This is a genomic window from Pseudomonas migulae, assembly GCF_043225285.1.
Classification (GTDB): Bacteria; Pseudomonadota; Gammaproteobacteria; order Pseudomonadales; family Pseudomonadaceae; genus Aquipseudomonas; species Aquipseudomonas migulae_C.
In genome coordinates this window covers 941,169-963,700 of sequence record NZ_CP171224.1, presented here as the reverse complement: position 1 = coordinate 963,700, position 22,532 = coordinate 941,169, and the positions used below count along the sequence as shown (strand labels likewise).

The following is a 22,532-nucleotide window of genomic DNA, read 5'->3' as shown; positions in this document are numbered from 1 at the left end:
GTCTCAGGCCTTGCCTCGAATCAAGCGGCGCAAGGCAAAGCGATTCGGGTGACACGCCTCGGCCACGGCCCTGGGCAATGGCAGCGGTTCGTCATCCAGCCAGGCCGCCAGCAATTCGCCTGACAGCGGCGCGGTGATCAAGCCTCGCGAACCGTGGCCGCTGTTGACGTACAAGCCGTCCAGCCATGGGCAAGGGATGTCCGGTATTTGCCGGGCGTCCTTGCTCAGTGCGACATAGGCCTGAGCGAATGCCTGTGCGTCAGCCAGTGGGCCGACAATCGGCAGGTAGTCCGGGCTGGTGCAGCGGAACGCCGCGCGACCTTCAAGGGCTTCGGGTTGCAGGGTATCCGCATCGAGCCGGGCGACCAGGTCCGTTGAGATTTCTTCGAGCATCTGCAAGTTGCCGGCATGCTCGGCCGCTGTCGGTGTCAGGTCGTCGTTGTTGAAATCGAAACTGGCCCCCAGCGTATGTTCGCCCAAGCGCGCCGGGGCGACGTAACCTTCGGCGCAGACCACGGTGCTCAGCGCCTGGCTCTTGGGTGTTTCGGGCAGGCGGGTGATTTGTCCGCGGATGCGTTTGAGCGGGAGTTCTCTGCTGTAGGGGAAGCGTTTGATTTCTGCGGCGCCGGCCAATACCACCACCGGCGCAGAGGCCAGCAAGGTGTCGCCATCCCAGGCTTGCCATTGACCTTGCGCGGGGCGCAGTTCCAGCACTTCGTGATGGGTCATGATTTGAATGTTCGGATGGCTTGCCTGCCGCTGGCACAGCGCTGGCGGGTGCACCCAGCCGCCTTCGGGGTAAAACAGGCCGCCGGCGGGCAGGGTGATGCCGGCGCGAATCTCGGCGTGTTCGCGATCGAGCGCCTGCAACAGGTCTTCCGGGAATGCCGCGGCCAATTGGGCCTGACGCTCGGCTTCCTTGGCATTGAACGCCAGTTGCAGAACACCGCAGTCGTCCCAGTCAACGCCCCGCTGTAACTGTTCCAGCAGGCGTCGGGTGTAGCCGAAACCACTGACGATCAATTGCGATAACGCCGTGCCATGGGCTGACAACTTGAGGTACAGCACGCCTTGGGGATTGCCCGAAGCTTCCTGCGCCAACCCGTCGTGTCGCTCCAGCAGGCTGACGTGCCAACCCCGCGCCGCGAGGCTGGCAGCCGTGGCACAACCGGCCAGGCCGGCACCGATCACCAGTGCCCGGCGTTCGCCAGACAACGGCGTTGGCCGAGCGAACCAGGGTTTGGCCGCGACAGGCATCGGCGCATCTTCAGGCCAGCCGAGGAATGCGCCGCGCAGGATTTCCCATTTGTGGCCGATACCCGGCGTGCGCTTCATCTTGAAGCCCGCCGCGTTCAGCAGTCGACGCACCCAGCCGGTGCTGGTGAAGGTGCTGATGGTCGAGCCGGGTGCCGCGAGCCGGGCGAGTTCGGCGAACAGTTCGGCGGTCCACATGTCGGGGTTTTTCGCCGGGGCGAAACCGTCGAGGAACCAGGCGTCGATCTGTGCGTCGAGTTGCGGCAACTGTTCCAGCGCATCGCCGATCAACAGGGTCAGGGTGACCCGGCCGTTGTCCAGGACCAGGCGCTGGAAGCCCTGATGGATCGCCACGTACTGCGCGAGCAATTGATCGGAATAGGCCTTGAGCTCCGGCCATAACGCCAGCGCCCGTTGCAGGTCGGGCGCACTCAGCGGGTACTTTTCGACGCTGACAAAATGCAGCCGCGCGCCGGCCACCGCGTGTTGTTCGAACAACTGCCAGGCACACAGGAAATTCAACCCGGTGCCGAACCCGGTCTCGCCAATCACCAGCCGCCCGTCCGCCGGCAACGCGGCAAAGCGTTCGCGCAGCAGGTTCTGTTCGAGGAAGACGTAGCGGGTTTCATCCAGCCCTGACAGGTCGGAGAAATACACATCATCAAACACCCGCGAACGCGGGAGCCCTTGGGCGTCCCAGTCGAGCTGGGCGTGGGGCAATACAGGTTTCATGGCAGGCTCGGCAACGGCAAGGCGGCCATTCTAGCCGATCACCATTGATGGGGAGGACGGGTGATGCTGCAGATTCTGCCCCGCTGCTCTTCGTAGGAGCCGGCTTGCCGGCGATAGCGTTCTTGAGTACGCCATCGCCGGCAAGCCGGCTCCTACAAAGGACGGTGCGCATTACAGGGAATTTCCCCGTCGTCCACCTGCCCAATCCGCTAGTCTTGCTCAATCTGGAAAGGGAGTGCTCCATGTTCGAATCCGCCGAAATCGACCGCGTCATCGACAAAGAAACCTATGAAGCCGAAGTGCCGGCGCTGCGTGAAGCCTTGCTCGAGGTGCAGTTCGAGCTGCAGCAGCAAAAGCGCTTCCCGGTGATCATCCTGATCAATGGCATCGAGGGGGCGGGCAAGGGCGAGACGGTGAAGTTGCTCAACGAATGGATGGACCCACGCCTGATCGAGGTCCGCACCTTCGATCAGCAGACCGACGAAGAACTGGCGCGGCCACCGGCGTGGCGTTACTGGCGGATGCTGCCGGCCGCCGGGCGCATGGGGGTTTTCTTCGGCAACTGGTACAGCCAGATGCTGCAGGCCCGGGTTCACGGTGTGATCAAGGACCCGAGGCTCGACCAGAGCATCAACGGTGCCGAGCGTCTGGAGCAGATGCTGTGCGACGAAGGCGCGCTGATCTTCAAGTTCTGGTTCCACCTCTCCAAGAAACAAATGAAGGCGCGGCTCAAGGCCCTGGCCGACGACCCGCTGCACAGCTGGCGCATCAGCCCGCTGGACTGGCAGCAGTCGCAGACCTACGACAAGTTCGTCAAATACGGTGAACGCATCCTGCGCCGTACCAGTCGCGACTATGCCCCGTGGCATGTGATTGCCGGCATGGACCCGCGCTATCGGAGCCTGGCGGTCGGCAAGATTTTGCTCGAAGGCCTGCAAGGTGCCCTGAAGCGACCGCAGATTCACCCGGATAAAGTCAGCGCCGCGCCGTTGGGCAGCAGCGTCGATCAGGTGAACCTGCTCGACAGCCTCGACCTGACCCAGCACCTGGACAAGGACGATTACGAAGAACAACTGATCACCGAGCAGGCGCGGCTCTCGGGGTTGATGCGCGACAAACGCATGCGTCGCCACGCCTTGATCGCGGTGTTTGAAGGCAACGATGCGGCGGGCAAGGGCGGGGCGATCCGCCGGGTGGCCGCAGCGCTCGACCCTCGGCAATACAGCATCGTGCCGATCGCCGCGCCCACCGAAGAGGAACGGGCACATCCGTACCTGTGGCGCTTCTGGCGACATATTCCGGCCCGGGGAAAATTCACCGTGTTCGACCGGTCCTGGTATGGCCGGGTGCTGGTGGAGCGGATCGAGGGCTTTTGCAGCCCGGCCGACTGGCTGCGCGCCTACAGCGAGATCAACGACTTCGAAGAGCAGCTCGCCGATGCCGGTGTGATTGTGGTTAAGTTCTGGCTGGCCATCGATAAAGACACGCAGATGGAGCGGTTCGAAGAGCGCGAACAGATCCCGTTCAAACGCTTCAAGATCACCGAAGACGACTGGCGCAACCGGGAAAAGTGGGACGCCTATCGGGCGGCGGTCGGCGACATGGTCGATCGCACCAGCACGGAAATTTCGCCCTGGACCCTGGTGGAGGCCAACGACAAGCGCTGGGCGCGGGTCAAGGTGTTGCGCACGCTGAACCGGGCACTGGAAGAAGCGTTCGAAAAGTCCGACAAGCACGAGAAAAAAAGCTGAAGACGCAGCCGATGGTGACGCATACGCGGGGTGAATGATTGTCGCGGCGGCTAATGGGTGGACTTATGCTCGGTCCACTCCAAACCGACAACAAGAATGAGGTATGCCATGCGTGAAGTGGTGATCGTCGACAGCGTGCGGACGGGCCTGGCCAAGTCCTTTCGCGGCAAGTTCAACCAGACCCGTCCGGACGACATGGCGGCTCATTGCGTCAACGCATTGCTGGCGCGTAGCGGCATCGATCCGGCCAGCGTCGAGGATTGCATCGTCGGTGCCGGCTCCAACGAAGGCGCCCAGGGCTACAACATCGGTCGCAACGTGGCGGTGCTGTCGCGCCTGGGCACCGGCACCGCCGGCATGACCCTCAACCGGTTCTGCTCGTCGGGCCTGCAGGCGATTGCCATCGCCGCCAACCAGATCGCCTCGGGCTGCAGCGACATCATCGTCGCCGGCGGCGTCGAGTCCATCAGCCTGACCATGAAAAGCGTCAACACCGACAACCTGATCAACCCGCTGCTCAAGGAACAGGTGCCGGGCATCTACTTCCCTATGGGCCAGACCGCTGAAATCGTCGCCCGCCGTTACAACGTCAGCCGCGAAGAGCAGGACCTGTACGCGCTGCAAAGCCAGCAGCGTACCGCACAGGCGCAGGCGGCCGGGTTGTTCGACGACGAAATCGTGCCGATGGCGGTGAAATACCGCGTGGAAGACAAGGCCACCGGTCAGGTGCAGATTCTCGATGGCGTGGTCGATCGTGACGATTGCAATCGCCCCGACACCACACTGGAAAGCCTGGCGGGATTGAAGCCGGTGTTTGCCGAAGACGGTTCGGTCACGGCGGGCAACTCGTCGCAGTTGTCCGACGGTGCGTCCATGACGTTGATCATGAGCCTGGAAAAGGCGCTGGAGCTGGGCCTGAAGCCGAAGGCGTTCTTCCGCGGTTTCACCGTGGCCGGTTGCGAGCCGGATGAAATGGGCATCGGCCCGGTGTTTTCGGTGCCGAAGCTGCTCAAGGCCAAGGGCTTGCAAGTGGCCGACATCGATTTGTGGGAACTGAACGAAGCGTTCGCCTCGCAATGCCTGTACAGCCGTAACCGGTTGGGGATCGATAACGAGAAATACAACGTCAACGGCGGCTCGATTTCCATCGGCCATCCGTTTGGCATGACGGGTTCGCGGCAGGTCGGGCACCTGGTGCGTGAGTTGCAGCGGCGCAATTTGCGCTACGGCATCGTCACCATGTGCGTGGGTGGCGGGATGGGCGCGACCGGGTTGTTTGAAGCGGTGCGCTAGGCCGTAGAGTTTGTGGCTAATGTTACATCGCTATCGCGAGCAGGCTCGCTCCCACAGTGGATTGCATTCCAATGTGGGAGCGAGCCTGCTCGCGATGGGAGCGCCGCGGTCTAACGACCGGCACTCAAATTCCGCATCCGCTCGATATAAGCCTCGATCTCCCGCGCCGCCACCTCCTGGTTTTCAAACGGCCCCTCCAGCGTGTTTTCCCGCGTGCTGAAATACAACTCCCCGTTCACCCGACACATCCGGTCGCTGCGAAAGTGCATGGAAGGGGCGTTGTCCTGGGCGCGCATGCCATACATGGCTGTCTCCTGAAGGTGAGTGGATCCAATCAGCATATGCATTAACTGCTTACCGCGCCTGACCAGCCGATCGACGGCCGATCGCCAATTTTTTGCTGCGACCCGCACAGTTTCATTTGCGTCCGCTCGCCAACTGTCCCTGTGTGCCAGGCGCCACTGCGCCTAGAATGACGGCTCTCGCCATCGGGCTTTGGGGTACGCATGCACATTTCATCCGGTCGCTGGGTTTACGGTCTGTTCCTGGCCCTGCTGACCGCCCTGTTGTGGGGAATCCTGCCGATCAAGCTCAAACAAGTCCTGTTGGTGATGGACCCGGTGACGGTGACCTGGTTTCGACTGATGGTCTCCGGCAGCTGTCTGTTCATCTATCTCGCCGCGACCAGGCGCTTGCCGAGCCGCAAAGTGCTGGGCCCGCGCGGTGGCTGGCTGGTGCTGATGGCGGTGCTGGGGCTGGTGGGCAATTACGTGCTGTATCTGATGGGCCTGAACCTGCTCAGCCCCGGCACCGCGCAATTGGTGGTGCAGATGGGGCCGATCATGCTGCTGATCGCCAGCCTGTTTGTGTTCAAGGAGCGTTTCAGCATCGGGCAGGGGATTGGCCTGCTGGTGTTGCTGATCGGCTTCGGTCTGTTTTTCAACCAGCGCCTGGCCGAGTTGCTCACGTCGCTGACCGACTACACGGCGGGCGTGCTGCTGGTGTTGCTGGCGTCCACGGTCTGGACGTTCTACGCCCTGGGGCAGAAGCAATTGCTGACGGTGTGGAATTCGTTGCAGGTGATGATGGTGATCTACCTGTTCTGCGGGTTGCTGCTGACGCCGTGGGTGCATCCGCTGGAAGCGCTGCAACTGACCCCACTGCAAGGCTGGCTGCTGCTGGCGTGCTGCATGAACACACTGATTGCCTATGGCGCGTTTGCCGAAGCGCTGGCGCACTGGGAGGCTTCGCGAGTCAGCGCGACGCTGGCGATCACGCCGCTGGTGACCTTCGGCGCAGTAGCGCTGGCCGCGTGGTGGTGGCCGGAGTATGTGCATGCCGAGACCATCAATGGTCTGGGCTATGGTGGGGCGGTGCTGGTGGTGCTGGGGTCGGCGCTGGTGGCGTTGGGGCCGTCGTTGATGGCGGGGCTTCGAGCCCGAAAGGTAAGGATGGCGGCCAGTTAAACCGCGTTATCGTTCATCGCGAGCAAGCTTGCTCCTACAGATGTTGTGTCGATCGCAGAATTCGCGGACGACAAATCTTGTAGGAGCAAGCTTGCTCGCGATAGCGGTCTAACTATCACTACAAGTTTCTAACCCTTTGCCCCTGCCTCAATCATATTCTCCGGCCGCACCCACGCATCGAACTCTGCATCCGTCAGATACCCCAACTGCAACGCCGCTTCCCGCAGCGTCAGTCCTTCGGCATAGGCCTTCTTGGCGATCTCCGCCGACTTGTCGTAGCCGATATGCGGGTTGAGCGCCGTCACCAGCATCAACCCACGTTCCAGATGTTCCGCCATTTTTTCGGCATCCGGCTCCAGGCCGGCGACGCAATGCTGCTGGAAGTTGCTGCAGCCATCGCCCAGCAATCGGATCGATTGCAGCAGGTTGTGGATGATCACCGGTTTGAACACGTTCAACTGCAGGTGCCCCTGGCTCGCGGCAAAACCGATGGCCACGTCGTTGCCCAATACCTGGCACGCCAGCATCGACAACGCTTCGCACTGGGTCGGGTTGACCTTGCCGGGCATGATCGAGCTACCCGGTTCATTGGCTGGCAGTTTCACTTCGGCAAAACCGGCGCGCGGTCCGGAGCCAAGCAGGCGCAGGTCGTTGGCGATTTTCATCAGGGTCACCGCCAGGGTTTTCAACGCGCCGGACAAGGTGGTCAGCGGTTCATGGCCCGCCAGCGCGGCAAACTTGTTGGGGGCGGTGACAAACGGCAGGCCGGACAGCGCCGCGATCTCAGAGGCGATCGCTTCGCCAAAACCGTGCGGTGAATTCAGCCCGGTGCCCACCGCGGTGCCGCCCTGGGCCAGTTCACAGACGGCAGGCAACGCGCTGCGGATCGCCCGTTCGGCGTAATCCAGTTGCGCGATGAAGGCCGAGAGCTCCTGGCCGAAGGTGATCGGCGTAGCATCCATCATGTGAGTGCGACCGGTCTTGACCAGCTTCATGTACCGCGCAGATAACTCCGCCAATCCGCCCGACAGTTCGCTGATCGCCGGCAGCAGATGCTGTTGCACGGCCTGTGCCGCAGCAATGTGCATGGCGGTCGGGAAGCAGTCATTGGAACTCTGGGAACGATTGACGTGATCGTTGGGATGCACCGGCGTCTTGCCGCCGCGCGGGTTGCCGGCCAGCTCATTGGCGCGCCCGGCGATCACTTCGTTGACGTTCATGTTGCTCTGGGTGCCGCTGCCGGTCTGCCACACCACCAGCGGGAACTGGTCGTCGTGGTTGCCGTCGAGCACTTCGTCGGCGGCCTGTTCAATCAGCCGGGCGATGTCAGCGGGCAGGTCACCGTTGCGATCATTGACCCGTGCCGCAGCTTTCTTGATCAGTGCCAGGGCATGCAGCACCGCCAGCGGCATGCGTTCGTTGCCGATGGCGAAGTTGATCAGCGAGCGTTGCGTCTGAGCGCCCCAGTAAGCTTCATCCGGGACTTCAACCTGGCCCAGGCTGTCGGTTTCGATACGGCTCATCGTGCACACTCCTGTAGGTCTGATAGCGCAGTTTAGGCCGTGATGACCGGCCGTGGTTCCATCAGTCTGGATTTTCACCGTTCAACCCCTCTAAATCAGGTCCGACAAGGCTTGGGGTTGAGCGGCACAGTTTTTTAGGCGCAGAATGGACGCCCTTGGGGTTTTACCTCGCCTGCTAGAAAAGGAAACTCGATGACTCGTCTTCGTGCCATCTGTACCGCGGTTGCACTGGTTTGCGCCAGCGGCCCTGTTTTTGCCGATACCGCCAGCCACAACGCCAGTGCCGAAGCTTTCCTGACCCTGGCGCACGCTGACAAATTGGGCACTCCGGTGTACATGCAAGTGCAGCAAATGTTCGCTCAGCGCTTTGAACAGACCAAAGCCCCTGAATCGAAAAAAGCCTTGCTGGAAACGTATCAGGCCAAAGCCAACGCCGCGCTGGACGCAGCCATTGGCTGGAACAAGCTGAAGCCGGACATGGTCAAGCTGTACACCACCAATTTCAGCGAATCCGAGCTCAAGGACCTGGTTGCGTTCTACCAGTCGCCACTGGGCAAGAAAGTCCTGGAAAAAATGCCGCAGCTGACCCAGCAATCGGCCCAGATGACCCAGGCCAAGCTCGAGAGCGCCGTGCCAGTGGTCAACAAGCTGTTGGCTGACATGACCAACGAGCTGGATCCCAAGGCTAACGCCGCTGCACCTGCTGCCAAGAAAAAGCCTTAAGCGGAGCCCGGTATGACCATGCAACAACGCATCGAATCGACGCTGGGCCTGTTACAGCCCGAGCACCTGCAAGTGCTGGATGAAAGCCATATGCACAGTCGTGGGTTGCAAACCCATTACAAGGCCGTGGTGGTCAGCCAGCAGTTCGAAGGGCTCAACCGCGTCAAGCGTCACCAGAAAGTCTACGGCACGCTTGGCGAGCTGATGGGCGAGTTCCATGCGTTGGCGCTGCATACCTACACGCCCGAGGAATGGGCCCAGATCGACGCGGCTCCGGCCTCGCCGACCTGTGCCGGCGGCTCGCACTGATGTCCCGCCCCTGTAGGAGCCGGCTTGCCGGCGATGGCGTCCGTGAGATCGCCATCGCCGGCAAGCCGGCTCCTACAGGGAAGCGTTTATTTTTGCTAGAATCCGCAACGCGCCGCTTACCCGGCGCGTTTTTTTTTCGCATCCGGTTCACCCCTTACGAGGGTAGCCACCTGGAGAATCACCCATGACACAACAGATTGTCGTGGCGGCACTGTATAAGTTCGTCACCCTGGAAAATTACGTCGACCTGCGCGAGCCATTGCTGCAGGCCATGGTCGACAACGGCATCAAAGGCACCCTGCTGATCGCGGAAGAAGGCATCAACGGCACGGTTTCCGGCAGCCGTGAAGGCATCGACGGGCTGATGGCCTGGCTCAAGAACGACCCGCGCATGGACGACATCGACCACAAAGAGTCGTACTGCGACGACCAGCCGTTCTATCGCACCAAAGTCAAACTCAAGAAAGAAATCGTCACCCTCGGCGTCGAAGGCGTGGACCCGAACAAAAAGGTCGGCACCTACGTTGATCCAGAGAACTGGAACGCGCTGATCAGCGATCCGGAAGTGCTGTTGATCGACACCCGCAACGACTACGAAGTCTCGATCGGCACCTTCGAAGGCGCCATCGATCCGAAGACCACCAGCTTTCGCGAGTTCCCCGATTACATCAAAGCCAACTTCGATCCGGCCGTGCACAAGAAAGTCGCGATGTTCTGCACCGGCGGCATTCGTTGCGAAAAGGCGTCGAGCTACATGCTCAGCCAGGGTTTCGACGAGGTCTATCACCTCAAGGGCGGCATCCTGAAGTACCTCGAAGAGGTGCCGCAGGAAGAAACCAAGTGGCAGGGCGACTGCTTCGTCTTCGACAACCGCGTGACTGTGCGCCATGACCTCAGCGAAGGCGATTACGATCAGTGCCACGCCTGCCGCACCCCGGTGAGCGTCGAAGACCGCGCGTCCGAGCACTATGTGGCCGGCATCAGCTGCCCGCACTGTTGGGATAAGCTGAGTGAAAAGACCCGCCGCAGCGCCATTGATCGGCAGAAGCAGATCGAACTGGCCAAGGCCCGCAACATGCCTCACCCGATCGGCTACAACTACAAGCAAACACCTTCCGAGGCTTGAACCATGTCTGCACGCCGCCTGCTCTATGTGATGGATCCGATGTGTTCCTGGTGCTGGGGCTTTGCGCCAGTGGCCAATGCGTTGGTCGAGCAGGCGCAGGCGGCGGGTGTGGAGGTGCATCTGGTGGTGGGCGGTTTGCGCACCGGTAGCGGTTCGGCGCTGGAGCCGACCACCCGGCGCTACATCCTTGAACATTGGCAAGCGGTCACCGAAGCCACGGGCCAGCCCTTCAAGCGTGAAGGCGCGTTGCCTGACGGCTTTGTCTACGACACCGAGCCCGCCTGCCGGGCGCTGGTGACTGCACGCCACCTCGCCCCGGATTGTGCGTGGAAACTGCTCGGCTTGATCCAGCAGGCGTTTTACGCAGAAGGTCGCGACGTCACCCACGCCAGCGTGCTGGTGGAACTGGCGGAGCAGGCCGGCCTGCCACGCATCGAGTTCGCGGCGGCGTTCGACCGTGCGGACATGCACACCGCGACGGCGGCCGATTTCACTTGGGTGCAGGACCTGGGCATTGCCGGTTTTCCGACCTTGCTGGCTGAGCGTGACGGTCAATTGGCCTTGCTGACCAATGGCTATCAGCCTCTAAGCGTACTGTCACCGCTGCTCGGCCGCTGGCTGGAGCGCGCTGCCTGTGCATGACCAGCCTGACAACGTCCCGACCGCTAAACGCATTGACCGACTGAGCTGGGCGGAGATCCGCCGCCTCGCCTTGCACCACAAGAAAGCCCTGTGGATCGCCAACGGCGTGGCCGTGCTGGCGACGTTGTGCAGCGTGCCGATCCCCTTGCTCCTGCCGTTGCTGGTGGACGAAGTGCTGCTGGGGCATGGCGACGCCGCGCTGAAAGTCATGAACCTCGCGCTGCCATTGGGCTGGCAGAAAGCGGCGGGGTACATCGGCCTGATGCTGTTGGTGACCCTGCTGCTGCGTTGCGGCGCCCTGTTGTTCAACGTGTTGCAGGCCCGGTTGTTCGCGGCATTGGCCAAGGACATCGTGTACCGCATCCGCACCCGGCTGATCGAGCGGCTCAAGCGCATCTCGCTGGGCGAATACGAAAGCCTGGGCAGCGGTACCGTCACCACGCACCTGGTCACAGACCTGGACACTGTAGACAAATTCGTCGGTGAAACCCTCAGCCGGTTCCTCGTGGCGATGCTGACCCTGGTCGGTACCGCCAGCATCCTGATCTGGATGCACTGGAAGCTGGCGCTGCTGATCATGCTGTTCAACCCGCTGGTGATCTACGCCACGGTGCTGCTGGGCAAGCGGGTCAAACACCTGAAGAAACTCGAGAACGACAGCACCTCGCGCTTCACTCAGGCACTTACCGAAACCCTCGATGCCATCCAGGAGGTGCGCGCCGGCAACCGCCAGGGCTTTTTCCTTGGGCGCCTCGGCCAACGGGCGCGAGAGGTACGTGATTACGCGGTGACATCGCAGTGGAAAACCGACGCCTCGAACCGTGCCAGCGGTCTGCTGTTCCAGTTCGGCATCGATATTTTCCGTGCCGCCGCCATGCTTACGGTGCTGTTCTCCGACTTGTCCATCGGCCAGATGCTCGCGGTGTTCAGCTACCTGTGGTTCATGATTGGCCCGGTGGAACAACTGCTGAATCTGCAATACGCCTATTACGCCGCCGGTGGCGCGCTGTCGCGGATCAACGAATTGTTGGCCAGGGCCGATGAGCCTGAATACCCGGGCGGTGTCGACCCGTTCAACGGCCGCGAGACCGTGGGCATCGAAGTCCAGGGGCTGAGTTTCGGTTACGGCGACGAGTTGGTGTTGAACCAGATGAACCTGTCGATCGCGCCCGGGGAAAAGGTCGCGATTGTCGGTGCCAGCGGCGGCGGTAAAAGTACGCTGGTTCAGTTGCTGCTCGGGTTGTACACGCCGCTAGCCGGGACGATTCGCTTCGGCGGCTCGACCCAGCAAGAGATCGGTCTGGAAACCGTGCGGGAAAACGTCGCCGTGGTCCTGCAACACCCGGCGCTGTTCAACGACACCGTGCGGGCCAACCTGACCATGGGGCGCGAGCGCAGCGACGAGGCCTGCTGGCAGGCGCTGGAAATCGCGCAACTGCACACCACGATTCGCGAGTTGCCCAATGGCCTGGACAGCATTGTCGGGCGTTCCGGCGTGCGCTTGTCCGGCGGCCAGCGTCAACGCCTGGCCATTGCGCGGATGGTGCTGGCCGAGCCGAAAGTAGTGATCCTCGACGAGGCAACTTCAGCGCTGGATGCGGCCACTGAATACAACCTGCACCAGGCGCTGGCGCGGTTCCTCAGCCACCGCACCACGCTGATCATTGCGCACCGCTTGTCGGCCGTGAAGCAGGCCGACCGGGTGCTAGTGTTCGATGGCGGCCAGATTGCCGAAGATGGCGACCATCAGCAGTTGATTGCCGAGGGCGGTTTGTACGCCAAGCTTTACGGGCATTTGCAGCAGATCTAGACGCCTGCGCGCTGCACCGCGAGTGAACGGCGCGGGAGGTGGGAGGTCTTGTACAGCGTGTGTGCATGATTGCCAGGCTCTGGCTCGCGACGCTGTTACCATGCTGCTTTCGCGTACACGCTTTGCCGGCTTGCCTAGAGTGATATCCCATCCTAGGCTAGCCTTAGCGATTTCGTCCGGACGACGATCAAGCAGTGCTAATGCAAGGGACCTCATGAATCAAACGCGGACTCTCGGAACCCCACGGTTGTTGGGCATCGTCTGGCCATTTATTGCCGTCGTGCTTTTTCAGGCCTTGCTGGGTGGCGTCAGCCTTTATGTGCTTTCGGCTGTCCGTGGTTATGTTGCCGGCGAAAGTCTCTGGTCCAAAGGCCAGAAAGACGCCATCTATTACCTCAATCTCTACGCCGACAGCGGCGACGAAGGGATTTTCCTCAAGTATCAGAACGCGATTGCGGTGCCCCAAGGCGGCCACGAATTGCGTGTCGCACTGGATCATCAACCACCCAATATCGAGGCAGCGCGAGCAGCTATCCTCAAGGGTGGCAATCATCCGGATGACGTTTCCAGCCTGATCTGGCTGTACCTCAATTTCCGCCACTTCACTTACCTTGAAAAAGCCATCGACCTCTGGACGGTGGGTGATGCGTATCTGGTCAGGCTCGATGACGTTGCGCGGGACATGCACCAGCACATCACCGTCAGTCCGGCCTCCCGCGCAGACATTCAGCGCTGGAAGGAGCAGATCTTTGCCATCAACGATGAGGTGACGCCGGCAGCGAAAGCCTTCAGCGATGCCTTGGGGGAAGGGTCGCGGGTCATTCTTCGCCTGCTGCTGGTGACCAACCTTGCCACTGCCCTGGGTTTGATTGCGCTCGCCCTGATGCGCACCCACAAGCTGCTCAAGCAACGCCATGCGTTTGCCGATGCCCTGCAACTGGAGAAAGACCGGGCGCAGATCACCCTGCAATCGATTGGTGACGGGGTGATCACCACCGATGTGGCGGGCGCCATTGCCTACATGAATCCGGCGGCCGAGGCGTTGACTCACTGGAAGGCTGAGCAGGCCACCGGTTTGCCTCTGGCCGCGCTGTTCAATCTGCTGGACGAAAATGCCCAGGCCGAAGGCTTTACGCTGATCGAGCACATTCTCAGCGGCCAGCTCACCGGCGGCAGCGAACATTCCAAACTGATTCAACGCCTGGACGGCAGCACGGTTTCGGTGACGCTGGTCGGTGCGCCGATCCGCAATGCCGGCAAGGTCAGCGGCACCGTGCTGGTCCTGCACGACATGACCCAAGAACGGCAATACATCGCCAACCTGTCCTGGCAGGCGACCCATGATGCCTTGACCGGCCTGGCCAACCGCCGTGAATTCGAATATCGCCTGGAGCAGGTGCTGCACAACCTGACCCGGCACCCGGGGCGCCATGCCCTGATGTTCCTCGATCTGGACCAGTTCAAGCTGGTCAACGATACCTGCGGCCATGCCGCTGGGGATGAGTTGCTGCGGCATATCTGCGCGCTGTTGCAGTCGGGGTTGCGCGAAGGCGATACCCTGGCGCGGCTGGGCGGCGACGAGTTTGGCATCCTGCTGGAGAATTGCGCGCCGGAGGCCGCGGAGAAAATCGCCGAGGGCCTGCGCCAGACCGTGCAGAACCTGCACTTTGTCTGGAAAGGCCGGCCATTCGTGACCACCGTGAGCATCGGGCTGGTGCACGTCACGCAACAGCCGACCACCCTCGAAACATCATTGCGTGCGGCCGATATGGCTTGCTACATGGCCAAGGAGAAGGGTCGTAACCGGGTTCAGGTCTATCACGCCGACGATTCCGAGTTGTCGCTGCGCTTTGGCGAGATGGCCTGGGTGCAGCGCTTGCACATGGCGCTGGAAGAAGACCGCTTCTGTCTGTATGCCCAGGAAATCGCGCCGCTGGGGCACGTTGAAGAGGGCGGCGGGCACATCGAGATCCTGCTGCGCCTGCATGACGAGGCCGGGCGGATGATTCTGCCCGACAGCTTCATTCCCGCCGCCGAGCGTTATGGCCTGATGACCTCGCTGGACCGCTGGGTCGTGCAGAACGTGTTCAAGATCATTGCCCAGTGCATTGCCGAAAAGCACAAAGGCCCCTTGGCGATGTGTGCGATCAATCTGTCAGGCACCACCATCGGAGATGAGGCGTTCCTCGACTTCCTGCGTCAACAGTTCGTTACGTATGCGATACCGCCTGAAATGATTTGTTTTGAAATCACTGAAACCAGCGCAATTTCCAATCTCGGCAGTGCAATCAGATTTATCAATGAGCTCAAAGGGTTAGGTTGCCATTTTTCCCTGGACGACTTTTGCGCCGGAATGTCCTCGTTCGCGTACCTGAAACATTTGCCTGTAGACTTCTTGAAGATCGACGGGAGTTTCGTAAAGGATATGCTGGACGACCCGATTAACCGCGCCATGGTCGAGGTGATCAATCACATCGGTCATGTCATGGGTAAGCGTACGATTGCCGAGTTTGTTGAAACACCCCAGATCGAGCAGGCATTGCTGGAGATCGGGGTGGATTACGCTCAAGGGTATGTGATTGAGCGACCGCATCTGTTTACCTGCGATAGTCTGCAAAGTCGTCCTGCCAGGCCTCAACCCTTGCTGTTCAAGGCGCCTGGCACGTTCCGTTGAAATCTCTTGCTGATCCTTACAATCACAATCAAAAGGAACCCGACAGTGATCGACTCATTCAACAGAACCGGACCCCTCATGGAAGCTGCAAGTTATCCCGCCTGGGCTCAACAGCTCATCAAGGATTGCAGCGAGAGTAAACGCCGGGTAGTCGAACACGAATTGTATCGGCGCATGCGAGACAACAAACTCAGCGCCAGGACCATGCGTCACTACCTCATCGGTGGTTGGCCAGTGGTCGAACAGTTCGCGTTGTACATGGCTCAGAACCTGACCAAGACCCGCTTTGCCCGCCACCCCGGCGAGGACATGGCGCGCCGCTGGCTGATGCGTAACATTCGAGTGGAATTGAACCACGCCGATTACTGGGTGAACTGGAGCCGTGCGCACGGTGTCACTCTGGAAGACTTGCAGGCGCAACAGGTAGCCCCGGAACTGCACGCCTTGAGCCATTGGTGTTGGCACACCAGTTCGGCGGATTCGCTGATCGTTGCCATTGCCGCCACCAACTACGCCATTGAAGGCGCGACCGGAGAGTGGTCGGCGCTGGTCTGTTCCAGTGGCGTCTACGCGGCGGCATTCCCCGAGGAAGACCGCAAACGAGCCATGAAGTGGCTGAAGATGCATGCCCAGTACGACGATGCCCATCCGTGGGAAGCGCTGGAAATCATCTGTACGCTGGCGGGGATGAACCCAAGCAAATCCTTGCAGGCAGAGTTGCGTCAGTCGGTGTGCAAGAGCTACGACTACATGTTTCTGTTCCTGGAACGCTGCATGCAGCTTGAGCAGGCGGAAAAGGCCCCGGTCGCGCGTGAACGCATGGCGTTGGCGGAAAGCTGATCCGCTTTCCACGCCATTAAAAAAGCCCGCTCCTCCGGTATCGCCGGGGGAGCGGGCTTTTTCATTGGGGTGCGATGATCAGGTGCTGACTTTCAGTCCGATCAGCCCGGCGATGATCAGCGCCACACTGGCCAGCCTGAACAGCGCCATGGACTCGCCAAACAGAATGATCCCGGCGATCACCGTACCGACTGCACCTACGCCGGTCCAGATCGCATAGGCGGTACCCAGCGGCAGTTCCTTCATGGCCAAGCCCAGCAGGCCAAGACTGATGGCCATGGCGGCAACGGTCAATGCGGTGGGAAGAGGGCGGCTGAAGCCGTCGGTGTATTTCAGGCCGACCGCCCAGCCCACTTCAAACAGGCCGGCGAAAAACAGAATGATCCAGGACATGACAGACCTCCATCGATGGACGGGGTCGTCCCCAGATTAATGACTCGATCGAGCCGCGAGGTCGTCCTCGCGTTGCGCAGTATAGTGCCCATCATTAAACCGGGGATCAAGTTGGCTGCTTACTCGGTCGCTTGCCGGGCTGCCGTTTCCCGATCTTCTTTCTCGCTCATCCGGCGGAAATAGGTCGAAAGCAGCGCGCCGGAAATGTTGTGCCATACGCTGAACAACGCGCTCGGCACCGCCGCCAGTGGCGAGAAGTGCGCGCTCGCCAGCGCAGCACCGAGGCCGGAGTTCTGCATGCCGACTTCGAGCGCCAGGGATTTACGCTGGGCCAGCGGCAGTTTGAACAGGCGCCCGGTGAAGTAACCCAGCAGGTAACCGAAGCTGTTGTGCAGCATCACCACGGCCATGATCAACAGGCCGGATTCGGCGATTTTCGCCTGGCTGGCCGCGACGACGGCGGTGACGATGATGACGATGCTCACCACCGAAACCAGCGGCAATACATCTACGGCATGGCGAACCCGATCACCGAGCACGCGCTGGGCGATCACGCCGAGCACGATCGGCAGCAGCACCACTTGCAGGATCGACCAGAACAGCTCCATGAACGATACCGGCAACCAGGCCGAGGCCAGCAGCCAGATCAACGCCGGTGTCAGCAGCGGAGCGAGGAGGGTGGTGACGGCGGCGATGGCCACCGACAGCGCCAGGTCCCCGCGCGCCAGCCAGGTCATCACGTTCGAGGACGTACCGCTTGGGCAGCAGCCGACAAGAATCACGCCGACAGCAATTTCCGGCGGCAGGTGGAACGCCTGGCAGAGCAACCACGCCACGCCGGGCATGATCACGAAATGCGCAACCACGCCCAGGGCCACGCGCCACGGATGGCGGGCGACTTCGGCGAAGTCTTCGAGTTTGAGGGTCAGGCCCATGCCGAACATCACCAGGCCCAGCAGCGGCACGATGGCGCCCTTCAGACCGATGAACCACGTCGGTTGCAGGAAGGCCACGACGGCGAAAATCAGTACCCAGTAAGCGAAGGTGTTGCCGACAAAGCGACTCAATGCAGCCAGTGCACGCATGGCCTGATCCTTATTTTAAGTAACAATACAAAACCCCTGTAGGAGCGAGCCTGCTCGCGATGGTGTGTCAGGCAAAGAGAGGCGACTGACACACCATCGCGAGCAGGCTCGCTCCTACAGTTATGATCACAAGGCTTTAGATCCCTTGTGGGGTCTCTTCGCCGCCCAACGCTTCAACCAGCGCCGGCAGGAAATCGCCGAACGTCAGCATCATCAGGGTGAAGCTGGCGTCCAGCTGGCCGAGGGCTTCTTCGCCGCCGTCCTGTTCCGCCTGATCCTGCAGCAGGTCTTCGAACTTCAGGCGCTTGACCACCATCTTGTCGTCGAGGACGAAAGACAGTTTGTCCTGCCACGCCAGCGATAGCTGGGTGACCACTTTGCCAGTGCTCAGGTGCAGCTGGATTTCTTCGCTGGTCAGGTCCTGACGCTTGCAGCGCACGATGCCGCCGTCTTCGTGGGTGTCGCGCAGCTCGCACTCGTCCAGCACAAAGAAGTCATCGGCGGCTTTCTGGGTGGTGACCCACTCGGTCATGGTGGCAGTCGGGGACATTTTCACGGTCAGCGGACGGACCGGCAGGGTGCCGATGACTTCACGCAGGGTGGACAGCAGGTCCTCGGCGCGTTTCGGGCTGGCCGAGTTGACCAGAATCAGGCCCTGTTTCGGCGCGATCGCAGCGAAGGTCGACGAACGACGGATAAAGGCGCGTGGCAGGAAGGCCTGGATGATTTCATCCTTGATCTGGTCGCGTTCCTTTTTGTAGACCTTGCGCATCTGTTCGGCTTCGATCTCTTCGACCTTTTCCTTCACGGCGTCACGCACGACGCTGCCTGGCAGGATGCGTTCTTCCTTGCGCGCGGAGATCAGCAGGAAGTCGCCACTGACATGCACCAGCGGCGCATCTTCGCCTTTGCCGAATGGCGCGACGAAACCGTAAGTGGTCAACTCCTGGCTTGCACAGGGACGCGCCAGTTTGGTGGCCAGTGCAGTTTCCAACGCCTCGGCATCAAAAGGCAGATCTTGGGTCAGGCGATAGATAAGCAGGTTTTTGAACCACATGGGGCGAGTCTCTCCTTTATACAAAGTGGGGCATTATTCTCTTCGTGGCGCCATAGGCCAACCCTTCTCTAAGCCTTTGGAAGGCCTGAAAAAATTATTTAAAAAAGTGCTTGCCAGAGGTCGGGTCGCTCCGTAGAATGCGCGCCACACCGAAAGTGAAGGGTGATTAGCTCAGCTGGGAGAGCGTCTGCCTTACAAGCAGAATGTCGGCGGTTCGATCCCGTCATCACCCACCATTCGCTTCAAGTGTTACGCGCAGCGGTAGTTCAGTCGGTTAGAATACCGGCCTGTCACGCCGGGGGTCGCGGGTTCGAGTCCCGTCCGCTGCGCCATATTCGGTAACCTGGAACGCTGAACGCCAGGTAACCACGGAAAAGCCCGCTCACGCGGGTTTTTTTCTGCCTGAAGTTCCTGCAGGACGTGTCGTTTCACCGGTTTTCAGATTTTTTTGAATTATTTATCAATTAAATCAACACGTTATGAAAATCTGTGGCACAATGCGCCCCGCAACGAAGGTAAAGGGTGATTAGCTCAGCTGGGAGAGCGTCTGCCTTACAAGCAGAATGTCGGCGGTTCGATCCCGTCATCACCCACCACTTACTTTCAACGCTACGCGCAGCGGTAGTTCAGTCGGTTAGAATACCGGCCTGTCACGCCGGGGGTCGCGGGTTCGAGTCCCGTCCGCTGCGCCATATTCGGTTACCTGGAACACTGAACGCCAGGTCACCACGGAAAAAGCCCGCTTTATGCGGGCTTTTTGCTGTCTGGGATTTGGCAAATTGCGCGAAACCTGTAGGAGCGAGCCTGCTCGCGATGGAGTGTCAGTCGACACGCGTTGCCTGACACTCCATCGCGAGCAGGCTCGCTCCTACAGTCCGGCATTTCGGCTATGCCGATAGTCGCTCACCGCCTCGTACACCGCCTTGCGCAGCCGGTTGATTCCGCCAATCGGACGGTGCGCCTCCAGGCCAAACCACGGATTGAACGACAGGTTGTCGCATTGCAGATTCTGCGCCGGACTGTCGAAGTCCTGCGGTGGCAGGGTGATCCGGGCCACGGTTTCGAACGCTGAATCCTGCTCGCGCCATTCGATACTGGTGTCTTCGATCGGCATGAACCTGTTCGCATCCTGCCGCTGAATCTGCAAGACAAAACACGCCGGCACCCGATCCGTGGACAACTGCTGGGTCAGGGCGCTACGCAGGAAGTTCGGCAGGTCCTGATTCTGTTTTGGCAATACATAGGCCGGGCAATTTTGCGAATCCGGCATCACCCGGAACTTGGCATTGCCCTCGCCGAATTTATACGGCGACACCGAGAAGTAAGTGGTTTGCGCCGGGCTTTCCGGCGGCGGGGACAGCGTTGCCAGGGCAATCAGCAAATGACGGACTTGCCAGGTGCGCGGATCCCAGCCCGGAAAAAAGGCCATGACCTTTTTACCGTCAGCCTGCGCCGCGACATTCTGTCGGTACTCGGCGACATCGCTGACGAAGAAGTTCGGATGGCTGAACATCACGAAGTCCTGTTCGTGTAGCCCCTGGCGATCGCCAAGCAGTTGCTTGCCCGGCACATCCAGCAGTTTGATCGCCATGCCCCGGGCATCACGCAGGCTGTCGAACTGTGGATAGGCGTTACCGTTGGACAGGCGCATCATCGCTTGCCAGGTCGTGCCCGGCTCGCTGAACACACCTTGACGTAACTCTGCCGCCAGCCCTGGTAAAACCTGCACTTCGGCCTTCACGCAGCCGTGCGCCTTGGCGTGGGCATCACGTAGGTAGCGGGTGTTTTCGCGGTGCTGATCGACAATGCGCACGGCCGTCTGGATCACGTCTTGGGTCATGGCGGCTTCGCCGTCCGGGATCTGCTCCAGGGCTGAGACCGGGCCACGGTGTTGCCAGGCGTACCAGGCGGTGGCCAGCGCCCAGCCGAGCAGGCCGATCAACAGCAGAATCAGCAGGGTCTTGCCGATCAGGCGGCCGAGCCACAACCAGAACCGGGCGAGCAACGGTAAATCCTTTTTGAACGTGGACATGATCATGGCAGTTGTTTCTCCAACGGGCCGCCCAGCACTTTCAGATATTCCAGCAGCGCCCAGCGCTCCTCGGGTTGCAACAGCCTGCCAATCACCCCGTTACCCCGTTCACCGGCGCGGAATTCATGGCCGCTGTTGTGGTTGCCGGTAATGCGCGTGTCGAACAGGAAGCCGTTGGTAAAGGCTTCGGTGCGATAGCCCAGGTGGCGCGGGTCGTAGTCGAACGTGCCCTTGTAGAAGGTGGTCGCGCGTTCATCCTGGGGTGAGAGCAGTTGATAAATGCTCGGCACCGAACCGTTGTGCAGAAATGGCGCCGTCGCCCATACGCCCGCCAGCGGCCGGGCCTTGTAGGCGACTTTTTCGCGAACGCCGATCGGCAGCCCGAAGCCGTCGAGCTTTGGCTTTTCTGCCGGGGTGACCTTGGCTTCGCGGTAAGCGCGGTTCTCGACGAATGCCGTGACGTACGCCAGGCCCTTGGCCACCGACAGTTGGCTCAGATCCAGCGGTTCCTTCGGTTCCGGGTGTAGCTTCACGTCCATCTGCGCGAGCTCTGCCGGATTCCATTGCAGGGCGGTCAGGTCGAATCGGTGGTTGGCAATGTTGTTTGCCGCCGTCGGATCGGTGCCGATGACGTCCACCGGCAGCATGTGCAAATGCTGGACCCAGCGCTCGCCTTCCTGGGTCGCTCGTGGAACGTGGCAACCGGCACAATTTTCGGCAAACAGCGCGCGTCCCTTGACTGCCAGCGGTTTGTCGATGGCGCCCAGCAGTTCTTCTGGCCAGGTGGGTGGTTTGAGTCGTTGCAGGGTTTCTTCGATCTGGTGCAGGTCGCGCACCCGGACGCTGGACGGGTAGCGATCGTCGCCCATCAGCGGCTGCCCATTGCTGTCGAAGAAGTCCAGCGTGGCGCCGACGCCAAGGGCCTCACCGATGTTGCGAGCCATCGGCTGCTGGGCCGAGCCGTTCCACTGCACCCAGTCGAAGGTCCACATGTCCCACAGCTGCGGGTAGTCGACCGGCGCGTTGGCCACCCGGTAGTTGGCCGGGGAAATCGCGTCACCGAAACTGGCGTTGGCAATACGTCCGAAGGCGTCGGTACGGCCAGGGCCTTCCTCGGTCGGGTAGAGCCCGCGATGGGTGTCGTTCCAGGCGACTTTGAGGAAGGTGTTGAGCGAGGTCTTGAAGTCCTTGCGCAGCTGTTCATGCCCGGCGTCGTAGTCCTGGCCCAGCACGTTGCGGGCAAAGCGTTCGAATTTCCAAGGGTTGTAGTAAGTCGAGGCGAGACTCGCGACCAGTGCCTGTCCGAAACTGCCACCACGCAATGTAGGAACGCTGGACGGCAACACATGCTGTGCCGAACCGCCGTCGATGCGGATGGCCTGACCATTGAAGCGCAACTCGCCGGTGTGGCAGGCGGCGCAGGTGATGTCCAGAAACTGCTCCTGGCTGCCGGGGTTTTGATGGCGGGCGAAGCCTACGGGCAGGTTGCCGGGGTTGTTCGGCGTGGCTTTCTGGCCGGGATCGACCAGGAAACCGAAGCGTGCGAGGTACTCCGGGCTGGCAAAGCGCTGCTGCGAAAAAGGCAGTTCGAGCGCGCCGAACCAGTCGTAGCGCAAGCCTTTGACTTGCGTGCCCTGGGGCGTGAAGTAGTAGGTCTGGCGATCGGTCGCGCTCCACTGCTCCAGGTAATGCACCTGCTGCGCAGGCGTCCAGGTCGGCAGTTTCGGGTTGGCGACGTAATACAGGATCACGGCGAGGGCGAGGCCCAGCAGCGCAACGATCAGAATCAGCAAGCGATAAAAGAGGCGCAAGATAAACATCC

Annotated in this window: 18 protein-coding genes and 4 tRNA genes; 14 read left to right on the top strand and 8 right to left on the bottom strand. The window is 60.9% G+C overall.

Annotated elements, in window-relative coordinates:
• Positions 1 to 3 precede the first annotated feature (3 nt).
• On the bottom strand, positions 4 to 1,986 hold the full coding sequence (gene mnmC, locus ACF6ZU_RS04435) for a bifunctional tRNA (5-methylaminomethyl-2-thiouridine)(34)-methyltransferase MnmD/FAD-dependent 5-carboxymethylaminomethyl-2-thiouridine(34) oxidoreductase MnmC (protein WP_392890694.1): 1,983 nt from the start codon (positions 1,984 to 1,986) through the stop codon (positions 4 to 6).
• A gap of 242 nt (positions 1,987 to 2,228) precedes the next feature.
• Here mnmC and pap point away from each other — a divergent pair, with 242 nt between their 5' ends.
• Together pap and ACF6ZU_RS04425 are read left to right on the top strand one after the other, a co-directional pair.
• Positions 2,229 to 3,737 (top strand): polyphosphate:AMP phosphotransferase, encoded by a 1,509-nt coding sequence (gene pap / locus ACF6ZU_RS04430; RefSeq protein WP_392890693.1) that lies wholly within the window; start codon positions 2,229 to 2,231, stop codon positions 3,735 to 3,737.
• A 108-nt stretch (positions 3,738 to 3,845) separates the two neighbouring features.
• Positions 3,846 to 5,030 (top strand): thiolase family protein, encoded by a 1,185-nt coding sequence (locus tag ACF6ZU_RS04425; RefSeq protein WP_392890692.1) that lies wholly within the window; start codon positions 3,846 to 3,848, stop codon positions 5,028 to 5,030.
• A 110-nt stretch (positions 5,031 to 5,140) separates the two neighbouring features.
• Here ACF6ZU_RS04425 and ACF6ZU_RS04420 read toward each other — a convergent pair whose 3' ends face one another.
• On the bottom strand, positions 5,141 to 5,335 hold the full coding sequence (locus ACF6ZU_RS04420; RefSeq protein WP_392890691.1) for a DUF6316 family protein: 195 nt from the start codon (positions 5,333 to 5,335) through the stop codon (positions 5,141 to 5,143).
• A 201-nt stretch (positions 5,336 to 5,536) separates the two neighbouring features.
• Here ACF6ZU_RS04420 and ACF6ZU_RS04415 point away from each other — a divergent pair, with 201 nt between their 5' ends.
• Positions 5,537 to 6,496 carry a DMT family transporter gene (locus tag ACF6ZU_RS04415; protein ID WP_392890690.1) on the top strand — a complete coding sequence of 320 codons (960 nt, stop codon included), beginning with the start codon at positions 5,537 to 5,539 and terminating at the stop codon, positions 6,494 to 6,496.
• A 128-nt stretch (positions 6,497 to 6,624) separates the two neighbouring features.
• Here the strand turns inward: ACF6ZU_RS04415 and ACF6ZU_RS04410 are convergent, their stop codons facing one another.
• On the bottom strand, positions 6,625 to 8,019 hold the full coding sequence (locus tag ACF6ZU_RS04410) for a class II fumarate hydratase (RefSeq protein WP_392890689.1): 1,395 nt from the start codon (positions 8,017 to 8,019) through the stop codon (positions 6,625 to 6,627).
• Between the two features lie 192 nt (positions 8,020 to 8,211).
• Between ACF6ZU_RS04410 and ACF6ZU_RS04405 the strand changes: the two genes are divergently transcribed.
• The 7 genes from ACF6ZU_RS04405 (at position 8,212) to ACF6ZU_RS04375 (ending at position 16,143) form a co-directional block, all read left to right on the top strand.
• The gene (locus ACF6ZU_RS04405; RefSeq protein ID WP_262171837.1) at positions 8,212 to 8,742 is read left to right on the top strand and encodes a DUF2059 domain-containing protein; all 531 of its coding nucleotides are present in this window, start codon (positions 8,212 to 8,214) and stop codon (positions 8,740 to 8,742) included.
• A gap of 12 nt (positions 8,743 to 8,754) precedes the next feature.
• Positions 8,755 to 9,051, top strand: a complete 297-nt coding sequence (locus ACF6ZU_RS04400) for a BolA family protein (protein WP_392890688.1) — start codon at positions 8,755 to 8,757, stop codon at positions 9,049 to 9,051.
• A 184-nt stretch (positions 9,052 to 9,235) separates the two neighbouring features.
• Positions 9,236 to 10,177 (top strand): rhodanese-related sulfurtransferase, encoded by a 942-nt coding sequence (locus ACF6ZU_RS04395; protein ID WP_008035679.1) that lies wholly within the window; start codon positions 9,236 to 9,238, stop codon positions 10,175 to 10,177.
• 3 nt (positions 10,178 to 10,180) lie between these two features.
• Positions 10,181 to 10,819 (top strand): DsbA family protein, encoded by a 639-nt coding sequence (locus ACF6ZU_RS04390; RefSeq protein WP_392890687.1) that lies wholly within the window; start codon positions 10,181 to 10,183, stop codon positions 10,817 to 10,819.
• On the top strand, positions 10,812 to 12,629 hold the full coding sequence (locus ACF6ZU_RS04385; RefSeq protein ID WP_392890686.1) for an ABC transporter ATP-binding protein: 1,818 nt from the start codon (positions 10,812 to 10,814) through the stop codon (positions 12,627 to 12,629). Before ACF6ZU_RS04390 ends, ACF6ZU_RS04385 begins: the two co-directional genes overlap by 8 nt.
• A gap of 214 nt (positions 12,630 to 12,843) precedes the next feature.
• Positions 12,844 to 15,303 carry an EAL domain-containing protein gene (locus tag ACF6ZU_RS04380; RefSeq protein ID WP_392890685.1) on the top strand — a complete coding sequence of 820 codons (2,460 nt, stop codon included), beginning with the start codon at positions 12,844 to 12,846 and terminating at the stop codon, positions 15,301 to 15,303.
• A 78-nt stretch (positions 15,304 to 15,381) separates the two neighbouring features.
• The gene (locus ACF6ZU_RS04375; RefSeq protein ID WP_392890684.1) at positions 15,382 to 16,143 is read left to right on the top strand and encodes a TenA family transcriptional regulator; all 762 of its coding nucleotides are present in this window, start codon (positions 15,382 to 15,384) and stop codon (positions 16,141 to 16,143) included.
• A 78-nt stretch (positions 16,144 to 16,221) separates the two neighbouring features.
• Here ACF6ZU_RS04375 and sugE read toward each other — a convergent pair whose 3' ends face one another.
• The 3 genes from sugE to rdgC all read right to left on the bottom strand — a co-directional run bounded on the left by sugE (position 16,222) and on the right by rdgC (position 18,678).
• Entirely contained in the window at positions 16,222 to 16,536 is a 315-nt protein-coding gene (gene sugE, locus ACF6ZU_RS04370) for a quaternary ammonium compound efflux SMR transporter SugE (protein ID WP_392890683.1), read from the bottom strand.
• Between the two features lie 119 nt (positions 16,537 to 16,655).
• A complete protein-coding gene (locus tag ACF6ZU_RS04365) occupies positions 16,656 to 17,621 on the bottom strand; it encodes a bile acid:sodium symporter family protein (protein WP_392890682.1) in 966 nt (321 codons plus the stop codon).
• Positions 17,622 to 17,757: 136 nt separating this feature from the next.
• Positions 17,758 to 18,678 (bottom strand): recombination-associated protein RdgC, encoded by a 921-nt coding sequence (gene rdgC / locus ACF6ZU_RS04360; RefSeq protein ID WP_017340046.1) that lies wholly within the window; start codon positions 18,676 to 18,678, stop codon positions 17,758 to 17,760.
• Positions 18,679 to 18,838: 160 nt separating this feature from the next.
• On the opposite strand from rdgC, the gene ACF6ZU_RS04355 reads away from it, so the two are divergent.
• From ACF6ZU_RS04355 to ACF6ZU_RS04340, 4 genes are all read left to right on the top strand, one after another.
• Positions 18,839 to 18,914, top strand: a tRNA-Val gene (locus tag ACF6ZU_RS04355).
• Between the two features lie 19 nt (positions 18,915 to 18,933).
• Positions 18,934 to 19,010: transfer RNA gene (locus ACF6ZU_RS04350), tRNA-Asp, on the top strand.
• A gap of 188 nt (positions 19,011 to 19,198) precedes the next feature.
• A tRNA-Val gene (locus tag ACF6ZU_RS04345) sits at positions 19,199 to 19,274 on the top strand.
• 19 nt (positions 19,275 to 19,293) lie between these two features.
• Positions 19,294 to 19,370: transfer RNA gene (locus ACF6ZU_RS04340), tRNA-Asp, on the top strand.
• Between the two features lie 176 nt (positions 19,371 to 19,546).
• Here ACF6ZU_RS04340 and ACF6ZU_RS04335 read toward each other — a convergent pair.
• The gene (locus tag ACF6ZU_RS04335) at positions 19,547 to 20,683 is read right to left on the bottom strand and encodes a catalase family protein (RefSeq protein ID WP_392893697.1); all 1,137 of its coding nucleotides are present in this window, start codon (positions 20,681 to 20,683) and stop codon (positions 19,547 to 19,549) included.
• A 29-nt stretch (positions 20,684 to 20,712) separates the two neighbouring features.
• Entirely contained in the window at positions 20,713 to 22,521 is a 1,809-nt protein-coding gene (locus tag ACF6ZU_RS04330; protein WP_392890681.1) for a di-heme-cytochrome C peroxidase, read from the bottom strand.
• Positions 22,522 to 22,532 lie beyond the last annotated feature (11 nt).